This window comes from Chitinophaga caseinilytica (genome assembly GCF_038396765.1).
GTDB classification, from domain to species: Bacteria; Bacteroidota; Bacteroidia; order Chitinophagales; family Chitinophagaceae; genus Chitinophaga; species Chitinophaga caseinilytica.
Window position 1 is genome coordinate 5,204,164 of the sequence record NZ_CP150096.1, and the last position, 23,944, is coordinate 5,228,107.

A 23,944-nucleotide genomic window follows, 5' to 3' on the forward strand; every position below is an offset into this window, starting at 1 on the left:
AGTAGGGATACCGTACTGTAACCGTACTGGAACAGTACCAGCTTCACATATTTATGCAGCGGCCTGCAGTTCGTCAATTCACAGCTGCCGGTGGTCAATCGGCGGAAACACCCAAACTTACGCTCCATTAAGTTTGTGGTAAATCCTCCCACATGGCCTCACACATCCGCCAAACCTACCTCGACTGGCTCCGCGTTTTCGCCATTTTCGGCGTATTGCTGTACCACGCTGCCCGTCCATTTATGGTCGACGATCCCTGGCATATCAATAACGCCACCAGCAGCGAAGTGCTGACAGAATTCGCGTTCTGGCTGAGCCGCTTCCGGATGCACCTGCTTTTCTTCATTTCCGGCGCGGTTACCTGGTACATGATGCGGCGGCGTACGGCCGGGGGTTTTGTGGCACTGCGTTTCCGGCGGCTGTTCATCCCGCTCGCCGTGGGCATGTTCCTCATCGTTCCCCCTCAGGTGTATATGGAGCGCGTGGAGCATGGCTTCAAAGGGAATTTCCTGGACTTCTACGGACAGGTGCTCCATTTCCAGCCATACCCCAAAGGCGATTTCAGCTGGCACCATCTCTGGTTCATCGCTTACCTTTTCCTGTACGACATCCTCCTGGCGCCGCTCTTCGCCTGGGCGGCCTCGCCGAAGGCCAAAGCATTCACCGAAAAACTGCGCTGGTTCGCGGCCGGAAAAAGGGTGTACCTGTTGATGCTGCCTTCGGTGATTTGGTTTTCCGCGATGGTAATGCGGTACCCCGGCACCAACGATCTCGTCCATGATTACTGCTACTTCCCTTACTGGATGCTGTTCGTGGTGGCAGGGTTCCTTTTTATGATGCAGCCCGCCCTGATGGACAGCCTCGAGCGCAACCGGCGCACCTCCCTTACGTTCGCGTTTGCGCTCCTGCTGGGGATCAATTACCTCCGCTGGAACGACATCGAGCTGGAAAACTGGCTGCCGGATTGGGAGACCAACCCGTTAACCTATCTCTATATCGCCCGCTGGCCGCTGCTGTCGTGGTGCTGGGTGATGGCGCTCACCGGTTACGGGAAGCGTTACCTCTCGCGCTGGCGCACAGTTCCGGATTATGTGAACCAGTCCGTCTACCCGTTTTACATCCTCCACCAAACCATCATCGTCATCATCGCGTTCTACGTCGTAAAAACGGGCGACACCATCGGGATGAAGTACCTTTTCATCACTATCACGTCCCTGCTGGCATCGGTGTTCATCATTCACCTGTTTATCCGGCCGTTTGCGTGGGTGCGGTTCCTGATGGGGATGAAAACCGGTGCGGTCAAAGAAAAGGCGGCGGCGCCGGAAGTGGCGCCCCTGCCGCAGGTATCCTGAATTTTGGTTAACTTGAAAGATATGAACGGTAAACGCTGGCGCTGGTTGTTCCCTCCCCTGTATGGGCTTTGCATTTACGCGAGCATCCGGCTGGTGAACGACGTAATTTCCGACACCCGTTTCTGGGAGCGGCACTGGAGCATCAATGCATGGGAAATTGCGACCTGCTTCACCGTGAGCTATGTGTATTTCTTCGTGCTCATGTGGCTGCTGCGCAAGCGCCTGAGCACCACCCGGCCCGCATCGCGCGAGCTGCTGGAAGCCGCGTTCTACATTGAGCTGATCTCCACTTTCACCCTCATGCCCCTCGCCGCATTCACGGACGATGGCTGCCAGTGGTACGACGTGGTGAACCTGTACCTCATCCCGCTGCTGTACTGGCTCCTGTTTTACGCCTTTGCGCGGGGGAACGCCTGGGTGCGGAAAAGCTACGAACAGCAACTGCTCATCGAGCAGATCAATAACGACCGGCTGCAAACGGAGCTAAGGTTCCTGAAAGCGCAATATCACCCGCATTTCCTTTTCAACGCGCTCAATACGGTGTATTTCCAGATGGATGACGATGTGCCCCAGGCCAAGCGGACCATCACCTCCCTTTCCGACCTCCTCCGCTACCAATTGTACGACCGCCAGCAAACCGTGCCCGTCCACCGCGAAATCCAGCACCTGGACGCCTACATCGGGTTGCAGCGCGAGCGGATGAACGCGCACCTGCGCCTGGAGGTCTATTTCAGCGATCAGCTCCGCGACCAGCCCGTTTATCCCCTCCTACTCCTGCCCCTCGTCGAAAACGCATTTAAATACGCCGGCGGCGATTACTGGATAAAGATCGAAGCCTTGCTGGAAAACGGGCAGCTCGTTTTCAAAGCCGCCAACGCCAAACCGCCCATCGCCACGGTGGTGAAAGACGGCGGCATCGGGCTGGAGAACCTCCGCAGAAGGCTCGCATTGCTGTATCCCGGCCGCCATTCCCTCGAAACCGACGATCAGCCCAACGCTTATTCCGTGACTTTAAAAATCGACGTATGAAGATCCGATGCGCCATCACCGACGATGAACCACAGGCCCGCAAAGGCCTCAAAGGATATGTGGAACAGGTGCCGTTCCTGGAGCTGGCCGGCGTTTGCGAAAACGCCATGGCCCTGAACGAGCTGCTGCGCACCACCGACGTAGATCTCGTTTTCCTCGACATCGAAATGCCCTACCTCAGCGGCATCGACCTGCTGAAAAGCCTCCAGCGCCCGCCGAAAGTCATATTCACGACGGCTTTCGAGCAATACGCGCTGAAAGGTTTTGAGCTGGAAGCCGTGGATTACCTCCTGAAGCCCGTAACCTTCGAAAGGTTCCTCAAAGCCGCGAACCGCGCGCACGATCTTTTTCCACACAGCCGGCAACACCTGCCGACGATCATCTTTTCATCCGGACAGACGACAAGTTCGTCCGCATTCAGTGGACGGACATTGTATATGTGGAAGGCATGGAAAACTACGTCCGCATCCATACCCTGCAAGGCACGCACATTACGCATGCCACGCTCAAATCCGTACTGGAGCACCTTCCCGACCCTCCTTTCCTGCAAACCCACAAATCCTACATCATCAACACGTCCAAAATAACCGGCATCGAAGGCAATGTCATCGAACTGGGAAAAATGCAGGTGCCGTTGTCGAGGTCGTTGCGGGATGCCGTGCTGGAGCGCCTGCTGCGCGACAGGTTGCTGAAGAAGTGAGCGTTCATACACATCCTAACTTACTACCATACCGCAATTCGGGCCGCCATTTGCCGATAATCTCCTATTTTTACGCCTTCCTTGCACTTTCAGCCATCACGTTCCTGGTGATGGCAGGCATCTGGATGATCAGTCGGCCACCCGGGCAGAAACCGGGTAATTTGCGGAAAACAGTGTAATTTGACGCAAACCCTTATTCATGAGTGATTCCGTAGCTACAGACAGGGCCCGTATGCCCGAAGGTACCAACTCCGTCCTCGACCGCAGGACCGTCGAAACAGACAACCGCAACCTCCTGCCGCTGCTGCGGCCCGGCCTCCGCGTGCTCGACGCCGGATGCGGGACAGGCGCCATCACGGCAGGGATCGCAGGGCGCGTTGCGCCCGGTGGCAGCGTTACAGGCATCGATACCGGCGAAACCCTCATCCAGCAAGCCCAACAGCAATTCGCCGGAGTACCCGGACTGCAATTCGAAATCGCCGACATCCACGACTACTCGCCCGCCGAAAAATACGATCTCGTTTCCGCCGCGCGCGTTTTGCAATGGCTGCCCAATCCGCTGCAAACGCTCCGTTGCATGAAGGAAGTCCTTCAGCCCGGCGGCATCGTTTCCATCCTCGACTACAACCACGAAAAAATATCCTGGGACCCCGCGCCGCCGCCATCCATGCGCCGGTTCTACGACGCGTTCCTCCAATGGCGCAAAGACGCGGGCTTCGATAACGGCATCGCCGACCGGCTGGTGCATCTCTTCCGCGAAGCCGGGTTCATCAACATCACCATCCAGCCCTTCCTCGAAACTTCCACCGCCGGCGAACCGCACTTCGAAGCCACCGCCGGCATCTGGACAAAAGTAGCCGCCACCCGCGGCGTGCAACTCGTCAACGACGGTTATATCACCGAAGAAGAGCGCCTTGCCGCGATCGCTGATTATAATGCCTGGCTCGCCGGACCGGGGAAATCCATGCAGCTGTATTTGCTCGCGGTAAGCGGGAAAAATCCGGAATGATGCGTTGCTTCCATTAAAACGTTTCCGTAAGCACCGGCGTACCGTCGGGCCGGGCGAACGCCACGGAGTCTACGGCGCCGGTACCATCGAAGCGGATGCTCAGGCCCACAAGATCGCCCGCGGTTTTGACGTACGTATGCCGGAAGGCTTCCTTGCCGTTCACGAACACCTTCGCCTGGCGGTTTTTCACTTCATACCGCAGCTTCACCCATTGGCTCACGTCGCAGCCCAGGCGCGAAAGATCGGCGTTGGTGGCCATGAACGACGTGTCGCCCACCATGAGGAACATTTCGCCTACGCAGCCCGGCTTCGCCAGGGGAACGATGTGCGCGCTTTCCGTGCCATGCAGCACGATCCTGATGCCGCCGCAGATCGCCGAGCCCTGCACGTATTCGTTGCGCAGCGTGGCTTCGAAAGTGAAATCGTCGGCGCTGAGGCCTTTCATATCTTCGATGTAGAACAGTTTGGTAACGGGCGGTTTGGGTTGAAGGGGGATGTTGCGGGCCTCCAGCTGCCGGGTCGTCAACCGCCAGGCGCCGTCATGGACCGTTTCGGCTTTCGAATAATATACCGGAACGGGATGGTCCTGCTCCACGGCCGTGAGCCATCCGCCGGAACGGATGAGCAGTTCCTGTTCCTTTACAATGTCTTTCCCCACGATGAGCTTGGCCTTGAAATGACCAGGATAATAGTAGATCGACGTATACACATTCCCGGTAGCCGGCACGGCCACGCGGCGGCGCGGGTCCCACGACTGCTGGAAAAATACCGAATCGTCGCCGGCGGCGCGGGCATCGTAATGGAACACGACGGAATTGGGGATCCCATCGGCCAGCGGCTCCATGGAAAAAGTATAAATTCCCCTCGCCCGCACCGGTTGGCCTTTCAGCCAGCGGATGCCCATCCAAATGCCCAACAGCACGAACAGGCAGCCGAGCCCGGCCCATAACAGCCTGTTGCTGCGCCGGGGCTCCGTCTCCCGCACAGGCAGTGCATTTTCTTCCGCCTCGCCATCCGAAAACTGCTGCTTCAGCTCCCGCCATCCGCCATGGCCGGCAAACCGCGCCAGGGTATTGAGCGTGGTGAGCGACGGCAGGCTGTCGTATTTCACTTTCCCCCACACCCGTTTGAGCGTGCTCACGCTGAGGAGCACACCCGTTTCCTCCTGGATCCGGGACGAAAGGGTCTCAAAATCTCCCCGCTGCCATTCGGCGCTCCGGCCCCAGCCCATCCGGGCTTCAATCTGCCGGCAACATTCCTGCAAAACCTCCTGGTTATTCACAATTGATAATCAATTAATTAAGTTCTTGGACCTGTTTTGAACGCGATTGATCCGAGGCTGCTCGGGTTGCATCTTTCGGGGAATCTATCTTGCCGGTAATCGCTATCCCAATATTACAAATTTCAACACATGCATCGTATCCTCCTTATTTTTCTTTGTCTCGCCGCGCAGGCCGCCGTTGCCGGAACACCGGTGCCGTTCGACTCCCCCGCTGGAAATTTTACGGTAAAACCACCGTCCCGGAAATCCGGATGGGCAAAAACGCGCTCCGCCTGAACCAGGGCAGTGCCGTGCTGGCCGACGCAAATTTCACGAACGGCACCATCAGTTTCGACATTTCCATCAAGCAAGCCCGCTACTTCCCCTCCATCCGGTTCCGCATTCAGGGGCAGGATGATTTCGAAGAGTTTTACATCCGGCCGCACCAAAGCGGCAACCCGGACGCCATGCAGTATATGCCGGTGTATAACGGCCTCGGCGGCTGGCAATTATACCATGGCCCGGGGTTTACGAATGCCGCGCCACTCCCGTTCGACCGCTGGCTGCACGTCACCATCGTGGTGAACGACCGGCAGGCAGAAGTATTTTTCGACGATAATCCCGAGCCCGTGCTTTTCATTTCCAAACTGAAACGCTCGCCGGCGGCGGGCATGATCGCCCTGACGAACCTCGCGCCGGAAGACGCCTGGTACGCCAACGTCAGCGTTACGCCGGAAAACGGACTGCCCATCAAAAGCAAGCCCCGCCCCGTTCCACCCCTTCCTGCAGGTACTATTGCGGGATGGGAAGTCTCGTCTCCCTTCCCCGAAAAACTGCTCGCCAGCGAAACCCGCCTCTCCTCCGCCCTTCATGCTACACTTTCCTGGGAAAAACTGGCCGCAGATGAAATGGGGACGGCAGACCTGTCGATCCTCCACCGCATATCCAAAGACACCAACACGGTATTCGTGAAAACAGTGATCCATGCCGACCGCGACACGGTCCGGAAATTCGCATTCGGGTTTTCGGACCGGGCGCGGCTGTTCCTGAACGGGAAACTGCTGTATGCCGGGGCAGATAATTTCATGTCGAGGGATTACCGGTTCCTGGGCACCATCGGCTATTTCGACGCGGTGTGGCTGGATCTGAAGAAAGGCCAGAATGAAGTGTGGATCGCGGTTTCGGAAGATTTCGGGGGATGGGGCGTGAAAGCCCGGCTGGAGTAACGGCAAAATCGCGGGCAGTGGCGCGATCAACCACGAGGATTGGCGCGTTCCGCCCGCGTTATAGTTCAGAAATGCGGTAATTTCGGAGGGAAGCGATAAAAAACTTTCGTCATGAAAAATACCGCATCTTCTTTCACCCAACCCGCTCCCAAAAAAGGGAAGATCGACGCCCGTTTTACCGGAAAACTGCTAAAAAGTGAGAACAAAGGCGGCTGGACGTACCTCGTCTGGCCGGATTCCGTTGCGTTCTTCGGTACGCGCGGACTGGTAAAGGTCAGCGGGAAGATAGACGGGCACCCGTTCCAGAGCGCCTTCATGGCGCTGGGGAACGGTACGCACAAACTACCGGTCAAAGCCGAACTGCGCGATGTGCTGGGCAAATCTGCCGGCGACACGGTGACCGTAGTGCTGGAAGCGCGCCGCTGACGCGGATCAAATTCCCATGAACTTGAACGGGCCGGATTTGACGAATTGCCTGCCCGCGTCTCCGGCGTAGGTTTCGTCTTTGGTAAGGGGCAGCTTGCGGACGGGAGAACCCGGCGAAAAATCCACTTTTTTCAAATCCACCCAGAATGTATTCGGCGTGCGGGTGGTCTCGAAATAATACACGAGGTTTTTGTGGTCGGAAACCGAGCGCCAGCGGGTAGAGGAAATGTTGGGCTGCCCCGGCGTCGAAATGCCCAGGGGCACGGAACAATTCCGGATCACGCTGAACACGCTGGCAACGGCTAACCGGGTATCGTCCGTTTTGGGGATGGCCTGCGCGTAGAACGAGGCGCGCACGAAGCGGTCGGCCGAGCGGTTGGTACCTGGCAGCATCACCGTGCCGCCGATCTCCTGCCAGTATTCGTTCAGCGCCAATTGTTTCTGGAAGATGGGAGAATTGGTCATCACGTTGTAATCGTGACTGTGGTGGATATCGAGTTTACCGTTGATGAACTGGAAAATAGCGTTATCGCCCGAAGGGTCAGACACCGACATATGCAGATTGGCGAGCCTGTCCATCCCCGGGATTTTATCGGTAACGATGACGAATGTTTCCGCGCGCATGGCATCCACACATTCCTTCACCGTCGCAAAATTATCGAGGAGGTACTGGCACCAGGCCGCGATGGAAAGGCCAGGCTTCGCTGCCGAAAACGGCGGGTACTGCGACTCCGCAAGAAAGAGCAGGTTAGCCACGAGCCCTTTTTCATTCATACCATCCGTCGTGGAAATATCGTACCCCGAAGCGATCACGCTGCCATATTTCGATGTCCATTTTACCGTGTTGGATCCCGTTTCACCGGTGCGCTGCATCCCCCGGGGAAAAATCCAGAGATTGGTTTGAATGTCTTCCTTCCAGTCCATCGACCGGGCCGTGAGCAACGTGCCGTTCAGTCCTTTGTACACCACACGGGTACAGGCATCCGCATCCGCCAGCGGCGTGGCCACGGCCAACAATCCCGCCATCATAAGGGTCCGCATAGAAAAAACCATATCGCGCTTTTTCCTATACAACAGCCCCAGCCCGCAAATGTTCAACCGCCGCTCATGGGAATACCTTAATTTACGCCCCGTAAACTTCCGGCCCGCCCCATGAAACAAGTCGACAACTACTTCCAAAGCCTTCCCGAACCGCAAAAAAGCTGCCTGCTGGCCGTGCATTCCATCATCATGTCGCAAGACCCGCACATTACCGCCGAATGGAAATACGCCATCCCCATGTATTGCTACAAAGGGAAAATGTTCTGCTACATCCGCGCCGACGCTAAAACACAAACGCCCTACATCGGCCTGGTGGAAGGCAACAGACTCGATTATCCGGGTCTCGTGCAGGGAAACCGCTCGCGGATGAAAGTCATGAACTTCGACCCGGAAGCCGACCTTCCCATCGAAATTTTGCAGGACATGCTGAACGAAGCTCTCGATTTTTACCGCAAAGGCATCATTCCCATTAAAAAGAAATAAGGATTAATCCACGCATTCGTCGAGCAGATAAACGATCGACTCATAATTTTTCCCCACGGCTTCCGACATGGCCATTTCACAGGTTTTGGCGCTGGAGTAATACCCGTCGTGGCAACCTCCCTTTACGTCTTCGGCTTCCGGGCGTGTGGCCGATGCCGTTAGTTCCGGGAAGAGGAATCCCCGGTCGCCGGCCATGCCGCAACAGCCTGCATTTACCGGTACCATCACGTTTTCCGCGAGCTGTTTCGCCACCTGCGTGAACTTGCTTTCGATGCCCATCTTCTGCAGCGAGCACACCGGATGCAGCGCGATGCTGGCTTTGCGGCGTTTCACGTCTACCCGGGGCAGCACTTCTTCCAGCAGGTATTCGATACTGTCGAGAATGCGCATGGCGTCGAACTTCGCCTTGTTTTCGGGCGTGAGCGCCGGGCGGCAGTCGCGCAGCGTATGGGTGCAAGACGTAATATCCAGTACCACCGCCGATTTGCCTTCCTGCGTCCATTTCCAGAGCTTTTCCACGGTGGCGTTCACGGTATGCGTGTAGGCGGGGCCGTAGCCTTTGGAGGAATAGATCTGTCCGCAGCAATTACCACCGATATCGTTGGGTTGTATGAGGGAAATGCCCGCTTTGCGGGACACGGAAGCGAAAGTATCGGTGATGTTCTTTTTCCTTTTTCGGAGCCGCCCATGATCCGGTTGATGCACGACGGGAAATACACCACCCGCGGCCCGTCGCCTTCGGCCACCGTGGCCGCCGGGGAAGGCTTCCAGCTGGAGGGCTTCAGGTGCGGGCTCCACAACGGCATGGCGGGTACCACCTTGCGCATGCCTTTGGTGAGGCCCGTCATGGCATGGTCCCCGAACACCGCGTTCACCGCAGACCCGGCTTTGAGGCCTACCCACACGGCTTTGGACACGAAGTTGAAATTCTTCGCTACCTGCAATGCCACTTTATTGGCGAACCCGCTGTGGTTCTCCCGGCGGAGGCGCTTCACGAGCATGCCGGTATTGATGTCTACCGGGCAGGCCACGGCGCAGAGGCCGTCTACCGCGCAGGTATCGAGCCCGTCGTATTGATATTCCTTCAGCAGTTGGCGGTAATCCTGCTTCCGGTTCTCATGTTTCAGCTTCACCAGCGCCCTGCGCACCACGATGCGGCGGCGCGGCGTGAGCGTGAGCTCGCGGCTGGGACATTTATATTCGCAGAACCCGCATTCCATGCACTTATCCACTTCTTCTTCCACCCTCGGCAGTTCTTTCAGGTTTCTGATATGCGCCTCTTTGTCGGCATTGATGAGCACGCCCGGATTGAGGAGGTTTTCGGGGTCGATGGCAGATTTCAGCGTCTTCATGACTTCGTAAATGCCCGGCCCCCACTCTGTTTCCACGAACGGCGCCATGTTGCGGCCTGTGCCGTGCTCGGCTTTCAGTGCGCCGTCGTACTTCCCGGCGATGAGCTGCACCACTTCGCGGATAAACCCGTCGTACCGCTGTATTTCGGCGGGCGTATCGAACGCCTGGGTCACCACGAAATGGATGTTCCCGTCTTTCGCATGTCCGAAAATGATGGCGTTTTCATACCCGTATTTCCCGAAAAGCACCTGCAGGTCGAGGATGGCGTCGCCCAGGCGGGCCACCGGCACGGCGATGTCTTCGAGGATCACGGTGGTGCCGCTCTGGCGCACGGCGCCTACCGACGGGAACATGCCTTTGCGGATTTTCCAGAGATAGGCCTGCTCCACGGGGTTTTCCGTGAAACTGGGCGGCACGATGAGGGAAATGGCGCCCGACACCGCGAGGAATTTCTCTTTTTTCGCTTTCAGTTCTTCCTGCGTATTGCCCTGGTACTCCACCAGCAGCGCCGCCGCCGGTTCAGGCAGCGTTTTCACCAGCTCCGGGATGCCGGGCAGGTGCTCTACGGAACGGAGAGACGCCCTGTCCATCAGTTCTACCGCCTCCGCACCTGATTCCGTGAGGGGAACGATGGCTTCACAGGCCGTATGGATGTCGGGGAAATACAGCAGCCCGGTGGATTTTTCCGGGTAATCGGGTACGGTGCGCATCACCGCTTCGGAAATAAAGCCCAGCGTACCTTCTGCGCCGATGAGCAGATGCGCCAGTATATCCAGCGGATCGTCGAAATCCACGAGTGCGTTCACGGAATAGCCGACGGTATTTTTAGTGCGGTATTTGGCCCGGATGCGCTCGCGGACCTGCTCGTTGTTGCGGACCTCGTCGCGCAGCTGCAATAAAGTATCATACAGTTCTGCGCATTGCTCGCGGAACCGTTGGTAATCATCGGGATTTTCGGTGGTGAAGGTCAAACCGTTGGGAAGGATGAAACGGATGAACTGCACGGTGTGATAGGAATTCTTGCTGACGCCGCAGCACATACCGCTGGCGTTGTTGGACAAGATGCCGCCCATCATGGCGGAGTTGATGCTGGCCGGATCGGGACCGATCTTTTTGCCGAACTGCCGGAGCCTTGCGTTCACGATGCCGCCGGTGATGCCGGGTTGCACGCGCACGGTGGCGCCGTCGTTCTCGATCTTCATCGACTGCCAATGCCGGCTGAGATCGGCCAGGATACCGTCTGTCACCGATTGGCCGGAAAGACTGGTGCCGGCGGCGCGGAAAGTGAGGGGGATGCGGTGCTGATGGGAAAAGCGGAACAAAGCTTTCACTTCGTCTTCGCCCACGGGCTGCACGACGGCTTTGGGTTCCAGGTGGTAAAATCCCGCATCTGCGGCGTACGACAGGATGTCGATCAATCTCGTTTTAATGCGATCTGCCGGGAGAATCGCTTCCAATGCGCGTCCGATAGCCTCCATTCCTTCAGGTTTGTTTCCGTGGTTGAAATAAAAACACCCCAAGGTACGGGTTTGGCGGAAAAATGCCAATGCCCGCGGCACGAAAGCGGCCTTTAGCCGGCAATTCCTTCACCCCGGCCGGCCGGACGTACAGTACAGCGCCGGGGATTTGGCGGAAGGCGGTCCCCACGGCTAATTTTCGGGGAAGAGACGTTAGACGACTATGATCCAATTATTTCTGTTGAGACCCGGCTACCGGGATGAAAACATCGATCCCGCCTGGCAAACCTGGTATTGCCCCGATTGCGCCTGGATCGAAGGTATCCTGCATTATTATCCTTCGCTGAGAGGCCGGATGGAGGTCATTTATGTAGACTTCCCCCGCCCCAGGCCCGCCCTGGAAGCCGTATTGGGGCCGCAGCACACCGCCTGTCCCGCGCTGGTGTTCAGTCCGGAAGAAGATCCCTGGCCATTGAGCGGGCAGTTCACTTACGCCGCGGGGCGTCATTTCACGAACGATAAAATGGTCATCGCCCGGTTTTTCGCGGAGAAATGGGGGATTTCGCTGCCGCATCCCTGACCGGGTGATTGTCCGCCGGTGTACGGCGATTGTCCGATTCCGGACACCTGCCACCATCGCCCTTCCGCGAAAAGCCCGTCTGTGCTGCATGTGGCGGATTGGCATGCCGCTTGCGCCCTGCCCGGCATGCTCAAGAATTACTTTCGGACGGCCTGGAGGAACCTGCTCAGGCATAAAAGCATCGCGGTCATCAACCTGGCCGGGCTCAGTATCGGTTTTACCTGCTGTATGCTGATTGCGCTGTACCTGCAGCATGAGTTGCGGTACGAGGATTTCCAGCAGAAGGGGGACCGTATCGCCCGGGTGCTCATGGAATACCAGTTCGGATCTGAAGGGCAGCCAACCAAAGGCGACTACACCAGCGTCCGGGTTGGACCGGTGCTCCAGCAAAACTTCCCGGAAGTGGAAACCACCGTCAGGATGAGCAAATGGCCGCAGATCGTGCGCCAGGGAGACAAAGTTCTCAACGAGCAGCAATTTCTGTTCGCCGATTCCACTTTTTTCCAGGTATTCTCTTTTCCGTTGCTGCAAGGCAACCCCAAAACCGCCCTCGCGGGGCCCAACAAGATCGTGCTCACAGAATCGGCCGCCAAAAAGTATTTCGGCAGCACGAACGTGCTGGGAAAAACGCTCATCGTAGGCACAAAGGCCCAGGCTTTGGAAATCACCGGGATTACGGCCGATTGCCCTTCCAATACGCAGATCCGGTATGATTTCCTCGCGTCTTTCCGGACCATGAACATTTCACCGGAGGGCGAATCCACTTACTGGAACGCCAATTACAATACGTATGTGCTGCTGAAAGATGCGGCTTCCTTCGCGCCGATGCAGGCCAAGATCGATCCTTTCATGAAAGAGGAGTCGAAACACTACGGTGCCACCATCCGGTTGTTCCTCGAGCCTTTCCGGAACATCCACCTGCATTCGGAATATGCGGCTTTCGAGCCGAACGGCAGCATCATGGCCGTTTATGTAATGGGCGCCGTGGCCCTGCTGATCCTCCTCATCGCCTGCTTCACCTATATCAACCTCAGTACCGCCCGCAGTATGGAAAGGGCGCGCGAAGTGGGCGTCCGTAAAGTGATGGGCGCCGGCCAGCACCAGCTTTTCGGGCAGTTCATGACCGAATCCGCCATGCTTTGCGCCGTGGCCGTAGGCGTTTCCGCGCTGCTGGCCGCCATCCTGCTCCCGGGTTTCAACAACCTGACGGGCAAAACGCTCTCGCTTACTTCTCTCCTTTCCGTCCCCTTCATTACCGCATCGCTGGGCGTTGCGCTGCTCGTCAGCCTCGCGGCCGGCAGCTATCCCGCACTCATCCTCACCGGCTACCAACCCGTGAAAGTGCTGAAAGGCGCCTTCCAGCGCACGAATTCCGGGCAATGGGTCCGCAAATCACTGATCACATTCCAGTTTGCCATATCGGTGTTCCTCATCGCCTGCACCTTCATCGTTCGTCAGCAATTAAAATTCATCCAGGAAAAGAAACTGGGGTACGACCGCGATCATATCCTCGTTTTGCCGCTCGACAACAAGATGCTGGACCAGTTCGACGCGCTCAAGCAATCCCTGAAATCCGGGCCGGGCGTGCAAGAAGTATCCCGATGCGTGCGTACGCCCATCGAAGGCGGCGGCGGGTACAACATGCGCTCCGCGCAGATGCCGGCAGACCAGCAGATGAACGTGACCGCCAACCCGGTAGACGAAGATTATATCCGCGCATCCGGCATGCGGCTCATCGCCGGGGAATCATTTTCCGCGCAAGACGTTAAAAATGCGGAAGACACATCGATACAGGACCGCTACCGGTTCGTACTCAACGAATCCGCGGTCAAACAACTGGGCTGGACGCCCGAGCAGGCCGTAGGCCAGCGTTTGTGGCTCGACGATTCGCGTCCCGGTTATGTAAAAGGTGTGGTGGCCGATTTCCATTTCGAATCGTTCCGCCATTCCATCCAGCCGTTTGTGCTCTTCCCACCGGACTGGTCGCAGAAAATGATCGTGAAGCTGGACGGGAACAACATGCAGCAAAGCATTTCCCACATCGAAGGCGTCTGGAAAAAAATGGCGCCGCACCGGCCGTTCGAATATACTTTCATGGACCAGGACTTCAACAATTTGTATGACGCCGAGATCAGGCTGGGCCGCAGCATGGACGTATTTGCCTTCGTGGCCGTGGTGCTCGCCTGCCTGGGGCTTTTCGGCCTGTCGGCATACACCGTTCGCCAGCGGTTCAAGGAAATCGGGATCCGGAAAGTACTGGGCGCTTCGGCAGGCAGCATTTTGCTGATGCTGTCGGGCGGGTTCGTGCGGCTGTCGCTCGTCGCCATTTGCGTAGGGCTTCCCCTGGCCTGGTGGGCGGCGGATTCCTGGCTGCAGGATTTCAGTTACCGGACGCCCGTCAGCTGGCTGCTTTTCGCCGCGGCGGGAGGTATCTTGATCGGTTTGACGATGCTCACGGTAGGCCTGCAGGCGCTCAAAGGCCTCGCAGCCAACCCTGTCAACAGCCTGCGATCCGAATAATGTTCCATCCCGCAACCATCCAATATGTTCGCTAATTACGTTAAAATAGCACAAAGGAACCTGGTCAAATACCGGTTCCATTCCATCCTCAACATTGCCGGCCTGGCAACGGGCATTGCGTTTGCCATGCTCGTGCTGGCGTACGTCTGGAGCGAGTTGCAGGTGAACCGGGATTTGAAGCACGCATCGCGCCAGCACATCCTGCTCAGTAAATGGAAAGATCCCAATTTCGGGTTCGAACTGGCGACCTTCGGGAATCTGCCGGTGGCTTTGAAGGAGGAATACCCCGGGCTGGTGGAAAATTATTACCGTTGGGACGGGGTGACGGGACAGGTGAATGTCGGCGAAAAGGCTTTCCGGGAAGGTTTGCAGATCGGCGACAGCTCGTTCCTGAAAATGTACGGGTTCAAAGTGCTTTCCGGCGATGTGGCCCATGCTTTGCAGGCGCCCACTTCCGCGGTGATCAATGCAGACATCGCCCGGAAATTCTTCGGAAAAACGGATGTGGCGGGCAGTACGATCGAGATTTCCAATTTTGCGGGAAAACGGCTGCAGTTCATGATCGATGCCGTGATCGAAACACCGGCGCAAAATACCGTTACCCGCCTCGATTCCCGCAACCAAAACGGCATTTACCTCCCTGCTTCCGCGATCACGTTTTTCGGAAGGGACATGAATAACTGGACGAGCCCCTACATCGTGGGCCTCGTGGAGCTCCGCGAAGGCGTAACCGCCGCCGACCTCGAGAAACCGCTCGCCGCGCTGCTGAAAACACATACAGACGCCGCCGTGGTGGCCAATCTCCGTGTGGAAGCCGTTCCCCTGACCGAATATTACCTCAACAGCGGCAACGGGCTCGTGCGCCGCATGCTGTATACGCTTTCCGGCATCGCGCTGTTCATCCTGCTGATGGCGATCGTCAATTTCGTGAACCTTTCGGTAAGCAGGGCTTCGTCGCGCCTGAAAGAGATCGGCGTACGGAAAGCGTTGGGCGGCCGGCGGAAACAGCTCATCTGGCAGTTCATGCTGGAATCGGCCATGCTCGTGGTAGCGGCGGCCGTGGTGGGCGCGGGCTTGTATTTTGCCCTGAAAGTGCCGTGCGGCCAATTGCTGGGCAAGGAATTGCCCGGTCTGGGCGACTTCCCCGCGTATTTCATCGCTTTCCCGCTGGCGCTCATCGTTTTCACGGGGCTCGCGGCGGGGCTGTATCCTGCATTCGTCTTGTCCGGCTTCCGGGTTACGGATGCCCTGAAAGGCAAGCTGAAAGCCACACACGAAAAAGTAGACCTCCGCAGATCGCTCGTCGGTTTTCAATATCTCACGGCGGCGGTGGTGCTCGTGGCGGCGTTTATCATCAGCCGGCAGGTGCAGCTGTTCTTCAGCGATGAATTGGGGTACGATAAAACCCGGCTCGTTTCGCTCCCGCTTCCCCGCGACTGGACGCCCGAAGGCCTCGCCCGGATGCAGAACGTCCGCGGACAGATGGCGCAATTGCCGGAGGTGCAATCGGCGGCCGTGTCTTTCGAAATCCCCGACGGCAACAATGGCGGCAGCATCAATGTGTATGGCGCGGGGAGGGATTCTGCAAATGCAGTTACCACTTTACAATTGTATACTGACGAATATTTCGCGCAGACCTACGGCATGTCTATGGCGGCGGGCAGGTTCTTTTCCGAAGCGGGGCAGCAATTCCCGCAGGGAACGATCGTCATCAACGAATCGCTGGCGCGCCTTTTCGGCTGGGAGGTTCCGCAATCCGCCGTCGGCCAACAGATCCGGGTGGCGGGTTTCAACGCGGTGCTGACGGTAGCCGGTGTGGTGAAGGATTTTCATTTTTCGTCGATGCAACAGGCGGTGCAACCCATCGTGTTCATCCATCCTTCGGCTACGAATATTTATAGGTATATGTCGCTGAAGCTCGCGCCCGGGAACGGGATCGCCGCGCAGATGCAGGCCGTTCGCGCGAAGTGGGAAGAACTGATGCCCGGAACGCCGTTCGAATACAAGTTTACCGACGACATGCTCGCGCGGATGTACGACACGGAGCTTCGGCTTAAATACGCCGCGTATGCCGCCACGGGGCTCGCTTTGGTGATCGTGCTGCTCGGAGTGACGGGCATGATTTCGTTCAGCATTCAAAAGCGCACGAAAGAGATCGGGGTGCGCAAGGTGCTGGGGGCATCCATCCCCGGGATCATCGGGCTGTTCGTGAAGGAATTCATGAAAGTGATCCTCCTGGCAATGCTGGTCGCCTTCCCTATCGCGTATTTCATCATGCATCAGTGGCTGAACGACTATACTTACCGCATCCATATTACACCATTGCCTTTCGTTATGGCATTCGTGTTGCTGGCGGGCACAACGGCCGTATTGATTTTCGTGCAAACGTTCCGTGCGGCGAATGCCAACCCTGTAAAGAGTTTGCGGACGGAGTGATGGATAATATTATCGGTGGATGCGATTTTTCATCCTGCAGATATTAACAAAACATCCGGTCAGTTTTGACCGGATGTTTTGTTTTGGGGGGCGAAGTAAAATTCCAATACGAATTTCCAAAGGTTGATGCTGCTTTAAGCAAGCCTACAATCTTAAAATGTCATTCCGATCACTGCGGATTTACCAAATTCATATTTCTTCAAACCTGATCGAAAACATGAAACCCGATCCGTGTATCATTTCCGTTTCCTGATTTCCTGCAGCATCAATGGATACGCGGGGCCGGGCATATTGCCGTGCTCATAGCCGTCGAATTCGTAGAGATGAGTGTTTTTGTGGCCGGCGAGCTGCATCATCCGTGCCCAGTAGGCGTTTTCTTCGTAGCGGCCCATCATTTCCTTTTCGCGGTCGCCGGTGTAGAGGAAAAGCGGCGGCGCGTCTGCACGAACGTGGTAAAGGGGCGCGAATGCGTCGATGATGGGCGTCAGTTCGGGGATTTTCCGTTCGTTCCTGACGGTAAAATGCGTGATGGCCTGGGAGCTGAAGGGGAAAAGTGCTGCGATGCGGTTGGCGTCTATGTTATAGCGGGCGAGCCATTGTTTGTCCAGCCCCACCATGGCCGTGAGGTACCCCCCGGCCGAATGTCCCGCCACGTAAATCCGGGAGGTATCGCCACCATATTCCGCCGCATGCCGGAAAGCGAAGGCCACCGCGGCCGCGGCGTCTTCGATATACGCCGGGCAATGCACCTTCGGGCTCAGGCGATAGTTCACCGCCATCACCACAACGCCCTGTTTCATGAGTTCTTTCGGGATGAATTTGTTGCCACCCGTGATCCCTCCGCCATGAAACCACACGATCACGGGGAGTTTCGCAGGGCGGGAAGGGTAATACACATCCAGCACACAGCGTTCCCGCATGTATGCGTCCTGCTCACCGGTGCGGTAAGGAATATTGTCTTTGCGCTGATATGAAAGGGTATCCTGTGCGGAAGCGGTAACGGCCAGCAACAGGAACAGGAAGGATAACAGGTGTTTCATGCGGGTTAAAATAGAAAATTATCACCACCAATCCGCGTTCTCGATCACCTTTCCTTCCTTGTCGAAAACAACTTTAAGATCGTCCGGCTTGCCGTCCAGCTCCACCTGGTAGAAAATCTCCTTGCCCCGGGTGATCATTTCGGCATCGTCGACCTTAAAGCCTTTGTATTGCGTGCGGATAGCGCGCGTCACCGGCGCCGGGAGCGCCCCGGAACGGACGTCGTACTTCCAGGCCAGGAGCTTGCCGTTGGCCTCGTACAGGGCTTTATGGTCTACCCGGTTCACATCGAAATCCGCCTGCACCCGGTCGCCTTGGCGATGCCACTCCACATCCTTGGCGGCGGGGAACTTCTTCTTGAAATTTTTCTCCACAACCGGAGGGATGGATTGCTGCACGCGGACGTCCTGCGCAAAGGCGCTTCCGGAAATGCACAACACCAACATCAGCAGTAATGACTTCATTATCAATCGATTTTATCAATATTAACAAAATCTGCCGGCAAAGGTTGCTCAGGCTGTTTTCGTGAAGATACAAAATCTGAAATCCTGCGTGGTGCCGAAAGGTGTGGTATGCACGTGTGTGAGGCATTCGTTTTTACGGAAATGCGGCGCGAAGGTTTCCGTCATTTTTGTTTCGGAATAGCGCGTCACCGGCAGTCCACTGCATTTTTCGGGGCCGGTTTCGGAAAAAGTACCGATGATGAGCGTGCCGGTTACGGAGCGACCGGCCGTTTCCACATATCGGGCGATCTGTTCGGGCGTGGTGAGGAAGTGGAATGCGGCCCTGTCGTGCCAGATATCGTACGATCCCCCTTCGAAGGCGTCGATGTCGGATGCGATCCATTTCACGCCGGCGCCCTTCTCCCCCAGCCGCGCTTTCGCTTTTTCCAGCGCCGCTGCGGAAATATCGAGCACCGTGATGTTGGTATACCCTTCTTCCAGCAACCAGTCGGTCAACCGGCTGTCGCCCCCGCCGATATCGATGATGGCCGCGTCTTTCCCGAGGCCCGTCTGCCGGATCAGCTCCAGCGAAAGTTCGGGCTTGTCCTGCGTCCAGCTCACGTCTTGCGGGCCTTTTTCACGGTATACCTTTTCCCAGTGCGACTGTTTTTGCGATTGGTCCATTTTCCGTTGATTGAACGGCAAAGTTACGGATTTGAAGCATCTGCAGTTTCGTCCTGAAAATCCCTGGATTTGGGTTTGAGGGTAACGAGGAGCATGATCACCGCGGCGAGGATCACGACAGACATGAGGGCGAAATCGCGCCCGAGGTTCCCCGCGTCGGTAGACCGGCCCAGCCAGCCTGTGATCAGCGCGCCGGAGAATACGCCGCCCATGTTCATGATCCCGTATGCCGTGGCGCGGTTGCGCGGACTTACGAACTGGCAGAGAATGGGCATGTTGTTGGCGTCGAACATTCCGAAGCCCGCGCCGAAAAAGAACGCCGCGGCCACGAGGAAGAACACCGAATTCCCGAGTCCCAGGAACAACAGCGCGGGAATGGTGAGCGATAGCCCGATGGCGCTGGTATACACGCGCCCCCGGAGGTTATGCTGCACCCAGCGGTCGCTCAGCATGCCGCCCGCCACCACGCCGATGAGCGACGAAGCCGCGATGGTAATGGTAGCCAGCGGGCCGGCTTCGCTCATGGGCACGCCCAAACTGCCGGAGAACAGCGTCGGCAGCCAGTTTTTAATGGCCCATCCGGGGATGCTGGGAATGGAAAAATACAGGAAGATGACCCAGAACGGCAGCAGGCCCAGCAGGCCTTTCAGCCCGCCGAACAAGGGTTTGCGCTGTCCGGAAACCGGACTGGCCTGCATTTCGGGCCTTTTTTCATGGAGGAAAGCCATCAGTACAACGGCATACGCGATGCCAATAAGCCCGAACCAGTGGAAAGTGGCCTGCCAGGAAGCCACCGCGGCGATGGTGGCGCCGAAGCCGCCGAGCGCCTGACCCATGTACAGGCCCGTCATATGAATACCCACGGCCAGCGATCGTGTTTTCCCGGTATGGTAATCCGCGATCATGGAAAGCGCCGCAGGAATGTAAAGCGCTTCGCTCACGCCCATGACCGCCCGCAATGCGTAGAGCTGCCAGAAATCGCCGGCATAGCCCATCAGCAGCGTTACGGCAGACCAAACGAAAAGACTTCCGGTGATGAGCCATTTACGGTTGAAGCGGTCGGCCGCGAGGCCCGACAGGGGCGACATCAACCCGTAAATCCACAGGAAAACCGCCATGAGCCTCCCGAAGTTGGTGGCACTTTCCAGCTCGTGGATGTCTATCTGGATGGCCGGGCGCATGGTAGACAGCATCTGCCGGTCGAGGTAATTGAGCAGCGCCACCAGCCAGAGGAGCGCCACAACGAGCCATGGGTAATATTTTGCGTTTTTCATCATTCCTGGTTCCGTGGATTTTTAAAACTAGTCAAATATTGTCACTCCGCCGTGCGAACGCGGGGCGTCCGCGTTCCCGGGCGAACTTCGCCGCCGGGCATCACCAGCAGGCCATTCCAGCGTGTGAGCGGCGTGGTTACGGGCGCCCAGAGGCTTTTATCCGGTTGGGCCGCAGCGTCGGCGAGGTGTTCAGTAGGGATGCGGCCACCGGGCGACCAGGCATCCTGCTCAGGATTATAAACATAGATGGAATCCGAAAACCCGGGATGGCGTTCGCGGAGCGTGGCGGCGTTGGCCGCGTCGGCACCATTGTCTCCCCCGAAAATCCGGATCGTACCTTGCTCGTCGGTAGCTGCGGGCGTGGGGGCGGCCACCGTTGGCGCCGGCATGGGCGCGCAGGATTTCCAGCCGTCTGCGGGACTGTAGCGCCAGGCGTCGGTGAGGTAGCTGCGCGCGCCGTTCTCGAGGCCCGCTCCACTGAAAACGAAGAACGATTCCCCCGAAACACCGGCTACTGCCAGCATCCGCGGCGCGCCGGGCCAGGTGGGCAATTGCTGCCAGTGTAATTTTTCAGGGGATGCGGAAAGGTCGAGCAGGAAGAAATCACTGGCGGCATCCATGCTTCCGGGCGAACGAAGCCCTCCGGCCACGTATATTTTTTCCCGGCCATCGCGCCGCAGGAATTGGCCAATGGAAAGGGCAACGGCGGAAAAGGGATCGTTTCCAGCGCACCGTTCTTCCAGCGGAGGAGGAACACATCTGCATAATGCCCTTCGGCATTGCTACCGCCGATGCACAACAGGCCGTCGTCAGTAGTGATGGAAACGCCGTAACCCAAAGGCCGCGGCAGTTTTCCGGCTTCCTTCCAGCCGCCATTCGCATCTTCCAGCACAAACACTTTATCGTACCAGGTTTTGACGCCGCCGTTCCAGGGCGTGCCACTGCCGGGGAAATTACTTCCTCCCGCCACCAGCAACGCACCGTTCGAAACACCGGCAAATGATCCCGCGAAACCCTTTTCGTCCGGGATGGCCGGCAGCGTATCCCAATGATACGCCGACCGGCCGGTTTCCGTTTTACGCATACTGCAACTTGTTGCCATACAACACATCGATATGATCAAAAGAAAGAGAGAATTTTTCATACGCTATAGTTGGTACAATGCCAGCACTTCCGCGTCTGTCAAAGCTTTGCGGTAGATGATGACATCGTCGAGCTGACCGGAGAAATAGCTGGAATTGGCCGCTGCCCCTTCCTGAAAGCCGATCTTGAAATCCTGTCCGTTAGACACCGTCCGTAATGCGGGCGCCGTGGCCGATCCAACTTTCACGCCATCTACGTACACCGCAGTGGTAGTACCGCTGCGCACGGCCACCACGTGATGCCACGCATCGTCGCTCACATTGCCCGCAGCGCCCAGGTTCACAAACGTGGAGCCGACGCCGTCTTCGATGCAGAACCGCATCCGGCGGTCGCTGGTATTGTCGTTGAGGCGTATCCAGGTCTGGTTGTCTTTGCTCCCGTTGCGCCCGGATTCCTGCCAGAGCATCATTTTGCTGTTCGAGCCGGTTTTCACCCAGAGAGAAACGGTATAATCATCCGCGCCGAAGTTCGTTGCGGCATGATCGGCGAGCAATACGCCGGAAGCGCCGTTGAACGTAGCTGAAAGCCCCGTTCCGCCGAACCGGTCCTGCCCGAAAGCGACGCCGCCGCCAACGGCCGACATGGCAATGCCGTTCGGCCCCGCATCGATCGCCGAATGGTTGAACGGAACGAAGGCCGACAAGTTGCCGGAGGGGATCACGAGCAGGAATTTGTCCATCGTTTTGACATGGGAATTGTAAGGATTGCTCACCTTGAGCGACACCTTATACCTTCCCGGCAGCGTGAACGTGAATTCCGGGTTTTGGTCGGTGGACGCATGCGCTTCGGGGCCGCTGATCGTCCATTCCCAACCGGTTACCGCGCCCATGGAAACGTCTTTCAACTTGATTTTCCCACCTGCGTACGTGGCGGGCTGATCGCTGGTGAAATCGGCGCTGATAGACGCGGGGTCCAGTATCCTGATGAAATTCTCTTTCACCACCTGGTCCGTAAACTGCGGATTGGATGCCGTGAGCGACACGCGGTAATAGCCCGTGTCGGCAAACTTCATTACCGGGTGCTGTTGCGTAGAACGCAGCGTGGCCCCGCCTTTCAGGGGCGTAAACTCCCAGGCCCAGGTCTGCGGCTTGCCGGCGCTGGTGTCTCTGAATTTTACGTCTTCGTGCTGGAAATAAACCGCGGCGGCCGTTTTGAAATCGGCACGCACGCGGTTGTAATCCACTTTGATATACGCTTTTCTGGTGATGGACTTTTGTGTATGGGCGTTCTTCACTTCCAGCGTCACTTCGTAAGTGCCGGGCTGGGAGTAGATCACTTTGGGGGCCGACAAAGTGGAGGATTCCGGCTGGCCGCCCTGGAAGTTCCACTGCCAGTGGGTTACGTATCCATCGGTAAAATCCTTGAACACGATGCTGTCTCCGGCGCTGATCTCCTGCTTGTCTGATTCGAACACCACTTCGCGGATCACGGTATCGTTGGGATCGTCGTCTTTCTTACAGGCGGCCATCAACAGGGCTGCGAGGCAAAAAAACAGGTAACGGGAATGTTTCATGTTGTTAGCTTTTGTGAGGGGAATGATGGCCGGCTGCGACGTTCCCGGGCAGGGAAGCCCCCGCGGCCCGCAACGTTTCGGCAAACCGGATGTCTTCGAGATACTGACGGATGTCTTCCGTCTGCAGCGGGCTCAATTGCGCCAGCGGCAACCTGCACGGCCCGAGGTCCGTACCGAGGATTTTCAGGATCGCTTTCTGCGTGGGAATGGCCGAAAACCGCCCCAGGCAACGGATCATCCGCACCGCTTCGTACTGCCACTTTTGCGCCCCGGCCATGTCTCCCGCTTCGAAACACGCCACCACCTTGCGGTAGAGCGGTGCGGCAAAGGTGTACGTGCTACCAATGGCGCCTTTCGCGCCAACGGCCAGCGCTGGCAGCAGCAATTCGTCGTACCCGAAAAGGATATCGAATTTGCCGTTGCCGTATTGCACGCATGCCTGGTATTCATGCAGGGTAGACGCGGTGTATTTGATGCCTGCGAGGTTGGGGATCGCGGGTTCCGCCAGTTGCAGGAACTCCAGCAAATCCATGGCCACGCCGGTGATGGCGGGAATGTGGTAATAGTAGAAAGGCATCTGCGGCGCCGCCGAAGCGATCTGCGCCATGCAATCCACGAGGTTTTGGGCAGACGATGGCTTGAAATAAAACGCGGCTACTGCCGAGATCGCGTCTGCACCGATGCGTTGCGCGTGCTCCGCAAGCTTGCGCGCTTCCGCGATGGCGGGGTGGCCAACGTGTACCAGCACCAGGCAACGCTTGTTCACGGCTTTCACATACGCTTCCGCGATCTGCATCCGCTCTTCGATCGTCAGGTTCGGCCCTTCGCCGTTGGTACCGCAGATGAAAACGCCCTTCACGCCATCGGCGATGAGCTGGTCTACCAGCGAAGGGATGCGGGTGAGGTCTGGCGAGCCGTCGGCATGGAACGAGCTGAATGTGGCGGCGATCAATCCTTGTATTCTCATGGTGTGGTG

22 protein-coding genes and 1 pseudogene are annotated in these 23,944 nt (G+C 57.4%); 11 read left to right on the forward strand and 12 right to left on the reverse strand.

Features of this window, described 5'->3' with window-relative positions; translation table 11 throughout:
• Positions 1-152: 152 nt before the first annotated feature.
• The 5 genes and pseudogenes from WJU22_RS21380 to WJU22_RS21400 all read left to right on the forward strand — a co-directional run bounded on the left by WJU22_RS21380 (position 153) and on the right by WJU22_RS21400 (position 4,090).
• Positions 153-1,352, forward strand: a complete 1,200-nt coding sequence (locus WJU22_RS21380; protein ID WP_341840208.1) for an acyltransferase — start codon at positions 153-155, stop codon at positions 1,350-1,352.
• A 21-nt stretch (positions 1,353-1,373) separates the two neighbouring features.
• Positions 1,374-2,381 carry a sensor histidine kinase gene (locus tag WJU22_RS21385; RefSeq protein WP_341840209.1) on the forward strand — a complete coding sequence of 336 codons (1,008 nt, stop codon included), beginning with the start codon at positions 1,374-1,376 and terminating at the stop codon, positions 2,379-2,381.
• A pseudogene (locus WJU22_RS21390) lies at positions 2,378-2,650 on the forward strand (LytR/AlgR family response regulator transcription factor); the annotation flags it as partial. The gene WJU22_RS21385 and the pseudogene WJU22_RS21390, both read left to right, overlap by 4 nt.
• 179 nt (positions 2,651-2,829) lie before the next feature.
• On the forward strand, positions 2,830-3,081 hold the full coding sequence (locus WJU22_RS21395; RefSeq protein ID WP_341840210.1) for a LytTR family DNA-binding domain-containing protein: 252 nt from the start codon (positions 2,830-2,832) through the stop codon (positions 3,079-3,081).
• Positions 3,082-3,280: 199 nt separating this feature from the next.
• Positions 3,281-4,090, forward strand: a complete 810-nt coding sequence (locus tag WJU22_RS21400; protein WP_341840211.1) for a methyltransferase domain-containing protein — start codon at positions 3,281-3,283, stop codon at positions 4,088-4,090.
• Between the two features lie 13 nt (positions 4,091-4,103).
• On the opposite strand, the gene WJU22_RS21405 is transcribed toward WJU22_RS21400, so the two are convergent.
• Positions 4,104-5,372 (reverse strand): hypothetical protein, encoded by a 1,269-nt coding sequence (locus tag WJU22_RS21405; RefSeq protein WP_341840212.1) that lies wholly within the window; start codon positions 5,370-5,372, stop codon positions 4,104-4,106.
• Positions 5,373-5,527: 155 nt separating this feature from the next.
• Between WJU22_RS21405 and WJU22_RS21410 the strand changes: the two genes are divergently transcribed.
• Both WJU22_RS21410 and WJU22_RS21415 read left to right on the forward strand, forming a co-directional pair.
• Positions 5,528-6,577, forward strand: a complete 1,050-nt coding sequence (locus WJU22_RS21410; RefSeq protein ID WP_341840213.1) for a hypothetical protein — start codon at positions 5,528-5,530, stop codon at positions 6,575-6,577.
• A 111-nt stretch (positions 6,578-6,688) separates the two neighbouring features.
• The gene (locus WJU22_RS21415; protein ID WP_341840214.1) at positions 6,689-7,003 is read left to right on the forward strand and encodes a DUF1905 domain-containing protein; all 315 of its coding nucleotides are present in this window, start codon (positions 6,689-6,691) and stop codon (positions 7,001-7,003) included.
• A 6-nt stretch (positions 7,004-7,009) separates the two neighbouring features.
• Here WJU22_RS21415 and WJU22_RS21420 read toward each other — a convergent pair whose 3' ends face one another.
• Complete coding sequence (locus tag WJU22_RS21420) at positions 7,010-8,044, reverse strand: linear amide C-N hydrolase (protein WP_341840215.1); 1,035 nt, start codon at positions 8,042-8,044, stop codon at positions 7,010-7,012.
• Positions 8,045-8,155: 111 nt separating this feature from the next.
• Here WJU22_RS21420 and WJU22_RS21425 point away from each other — a divergent pair, with 111 nt between their 5' ends.
• Positions 8,156-8,527, forward strand: coding sequence for a DUF1801 domain-containing protein (locus tag WJU22_RS21425; RefSeq protein ID WP_341840216.1), 372 nt, complete (start codon positions 8,156-8,158; stop codon positions 8,525-8,527).
• Between the two features lie 3 nt (positions 8,528-8,530).
• On the opposite strand, the gene WJU22_RS21430 is transcribed toward WJU22_RS21425, so the two are convergent.
• Positions 8,531-9,166 (reverse strand): (Fe-S)-binding protein, encoded by a 636-nt coding sequence (locus tag WJU22_RS21430; RefSeq protein WP_341840217.1) that lies wholly within the window; start codon positions 9,164-9,166, stop codon positions 8,531-8,533.
• Positions 9,055-11,358 (reverse strand): FAD-binding and (Fe-S)-binding domain-containing protein, encoded by a 2,304-nt coding sequence (locus tag WJU22_RS21435; protein ID WP_341840218.1) that lies wholly within the window; start codon positions 11,356-11,358, stop codon positions 9,055-9,057. Before WJU22_RS21435 ends, WJU22_RS21430 begins: the two co-directional genes overlap by 112 nt.
• A gap of 202 nt (positions 11,359-11,560) precedes the next feature.
• On the opposite strand from WJU22_RS21435, the gene WJU22_RS21440 reads away from it, so the two are divergent.
• The 3 genes from WJU22_RS21440 (at position 11,561) to WJU22_RS21450 (ending at position 16,873) form a co-directional block, all read left to right on the forward strand.
• Entirely contained in the window at positions 11,561-11,917 is a 357-nt protein-coding gene (locus WJU22_RS21440; RefSeq protein ID WP_341840219.1) for a DUF3088 family protein, read from the forward strand.
• An 81-nt stretch (positions 11,918-11,998) separates the two neighbouring features.
• Positions 11,999-14,437 (forward strand): ABC transporter permease, encoded by a 2,439-nt coding sequence (locus WJU22_RS21445; RefSeq protein ID WP_341840220.1) that lies wholly within the window; start codon positions 11,999-12,001, stop codon positions 14,435-14,437.
• Between the two features lie 24 nt (positions 14,438-14,461).
• On the forward strand, positions 14,462-16,873 hold the full coding sequence (locus WJU22_RS21450; protein WP_341840221.1) for an ABC transporter permease: 2,412 nt from the start codon (positions 14,462-14,464) through the stop codon (positions 16,871-16,873).
• A 236-nt stretch (positions 16,874-17,109) separates the two neighbouring features.
• Here WJU22_RS21450 and WJU22_RS21455 read toward each other — a convergent pair whose 3' ends face one another.
• The 8 genes from WJU22_RS21455 to WJU22_RS21490 form a co-directional block, all read right to left on the reverse strand.
• Positions 17,110-17,913 carry an alpha/beta hydrolase gene (locus WJU22_RS21455; protein WP_341840222.1) on the reverse strand — a complete coding sequence of 268 codons (804 nt, stop codon included), beginning with the start codon at positions 17,911-17,913 and terminating at the stop codon, positions 17,110-17,112.
• 21 nt (positions 17,914-17,934) lie between these two features.
• Complete coding sequence (locus tag WJU22_RS21460) at positions 17,935-18,375, reverse strand: PepSY-like domain-containing protein (protein WP_341840223.1); 441 nt, start codon at positions 18,373-18,375, stop codon at positions 17,935-17,937.
• 48 nt (positions 18,376-18,423) lie between these two features.
• Entirely contained in the window at positions 18,424-19,038 is a 615-nt protein-coding gene (locus WJU22_RS21465; RefSeq protein ID WP_341840224.1) for a class I SAM-dependent methyltransferase, read from the reverse strand.
• A gap of 23 nt (positions 19,039-19,061) precedes the next feature.
• Entirely contained in the window at positions 19,062-20,315 is a 1,254-nt protein-coding gene (locus tag WJU22_RS21470; RefSeq protein ID WP_341840225.1) for an MFS transporter, read from the reverse strand.
• A 38-nt stretch (positions 20,316-20,353) separates the two neighbouring features.
• Complete coding sequence (locus WJU22_RS21475) at positions 20,354-20,863, reverse strand: hypothetical protein (protein WP_341840226.1); 510 nt, start codon at positions 20,861-20,863, stop codon at positions 20,354-20,356.
• A complete protein-coding gene (locus tag WJU22_RS21480; protein WP_341840227.1) occupies positions 20,824-21,396 on the reverse strand; it encodes a hypothetical protein in 573 nt (190 codons plus the stop codon). Before WJU22_RS21480 ends, WJU22_RS21475 begins: the two co-directional genes overlap by 40 nt.
• A gap of 63 nt (positions 21,397-21,459) precedes the next feature.
• Positions 21,460-22,968, reverse strand: coding sequence for a LamG-like jellyroll fold domain-containing protein (locus WJU22_RS21485; protein ID WP_341840228.1), 1,509 nt, complete (start codon positions 22,966-22,968; stop codon positions 21,460-21,462).
• A 4-nt stretch (positions 22,969-22,972) separates the two neighbouring features.
• Positions 22,973-23,935, reverse strand: coding sequence for a dihydrodipicolinate synthase family protein (locus WJU22_RS21490; RefSeq protein WP_341840229.1), 963 nt, complete (start codon positions 23,933-23,935; stop codon positions 22,973-22,975).
• Positions 23,936-23,944 lie beyond the last annotated feature (9 nt).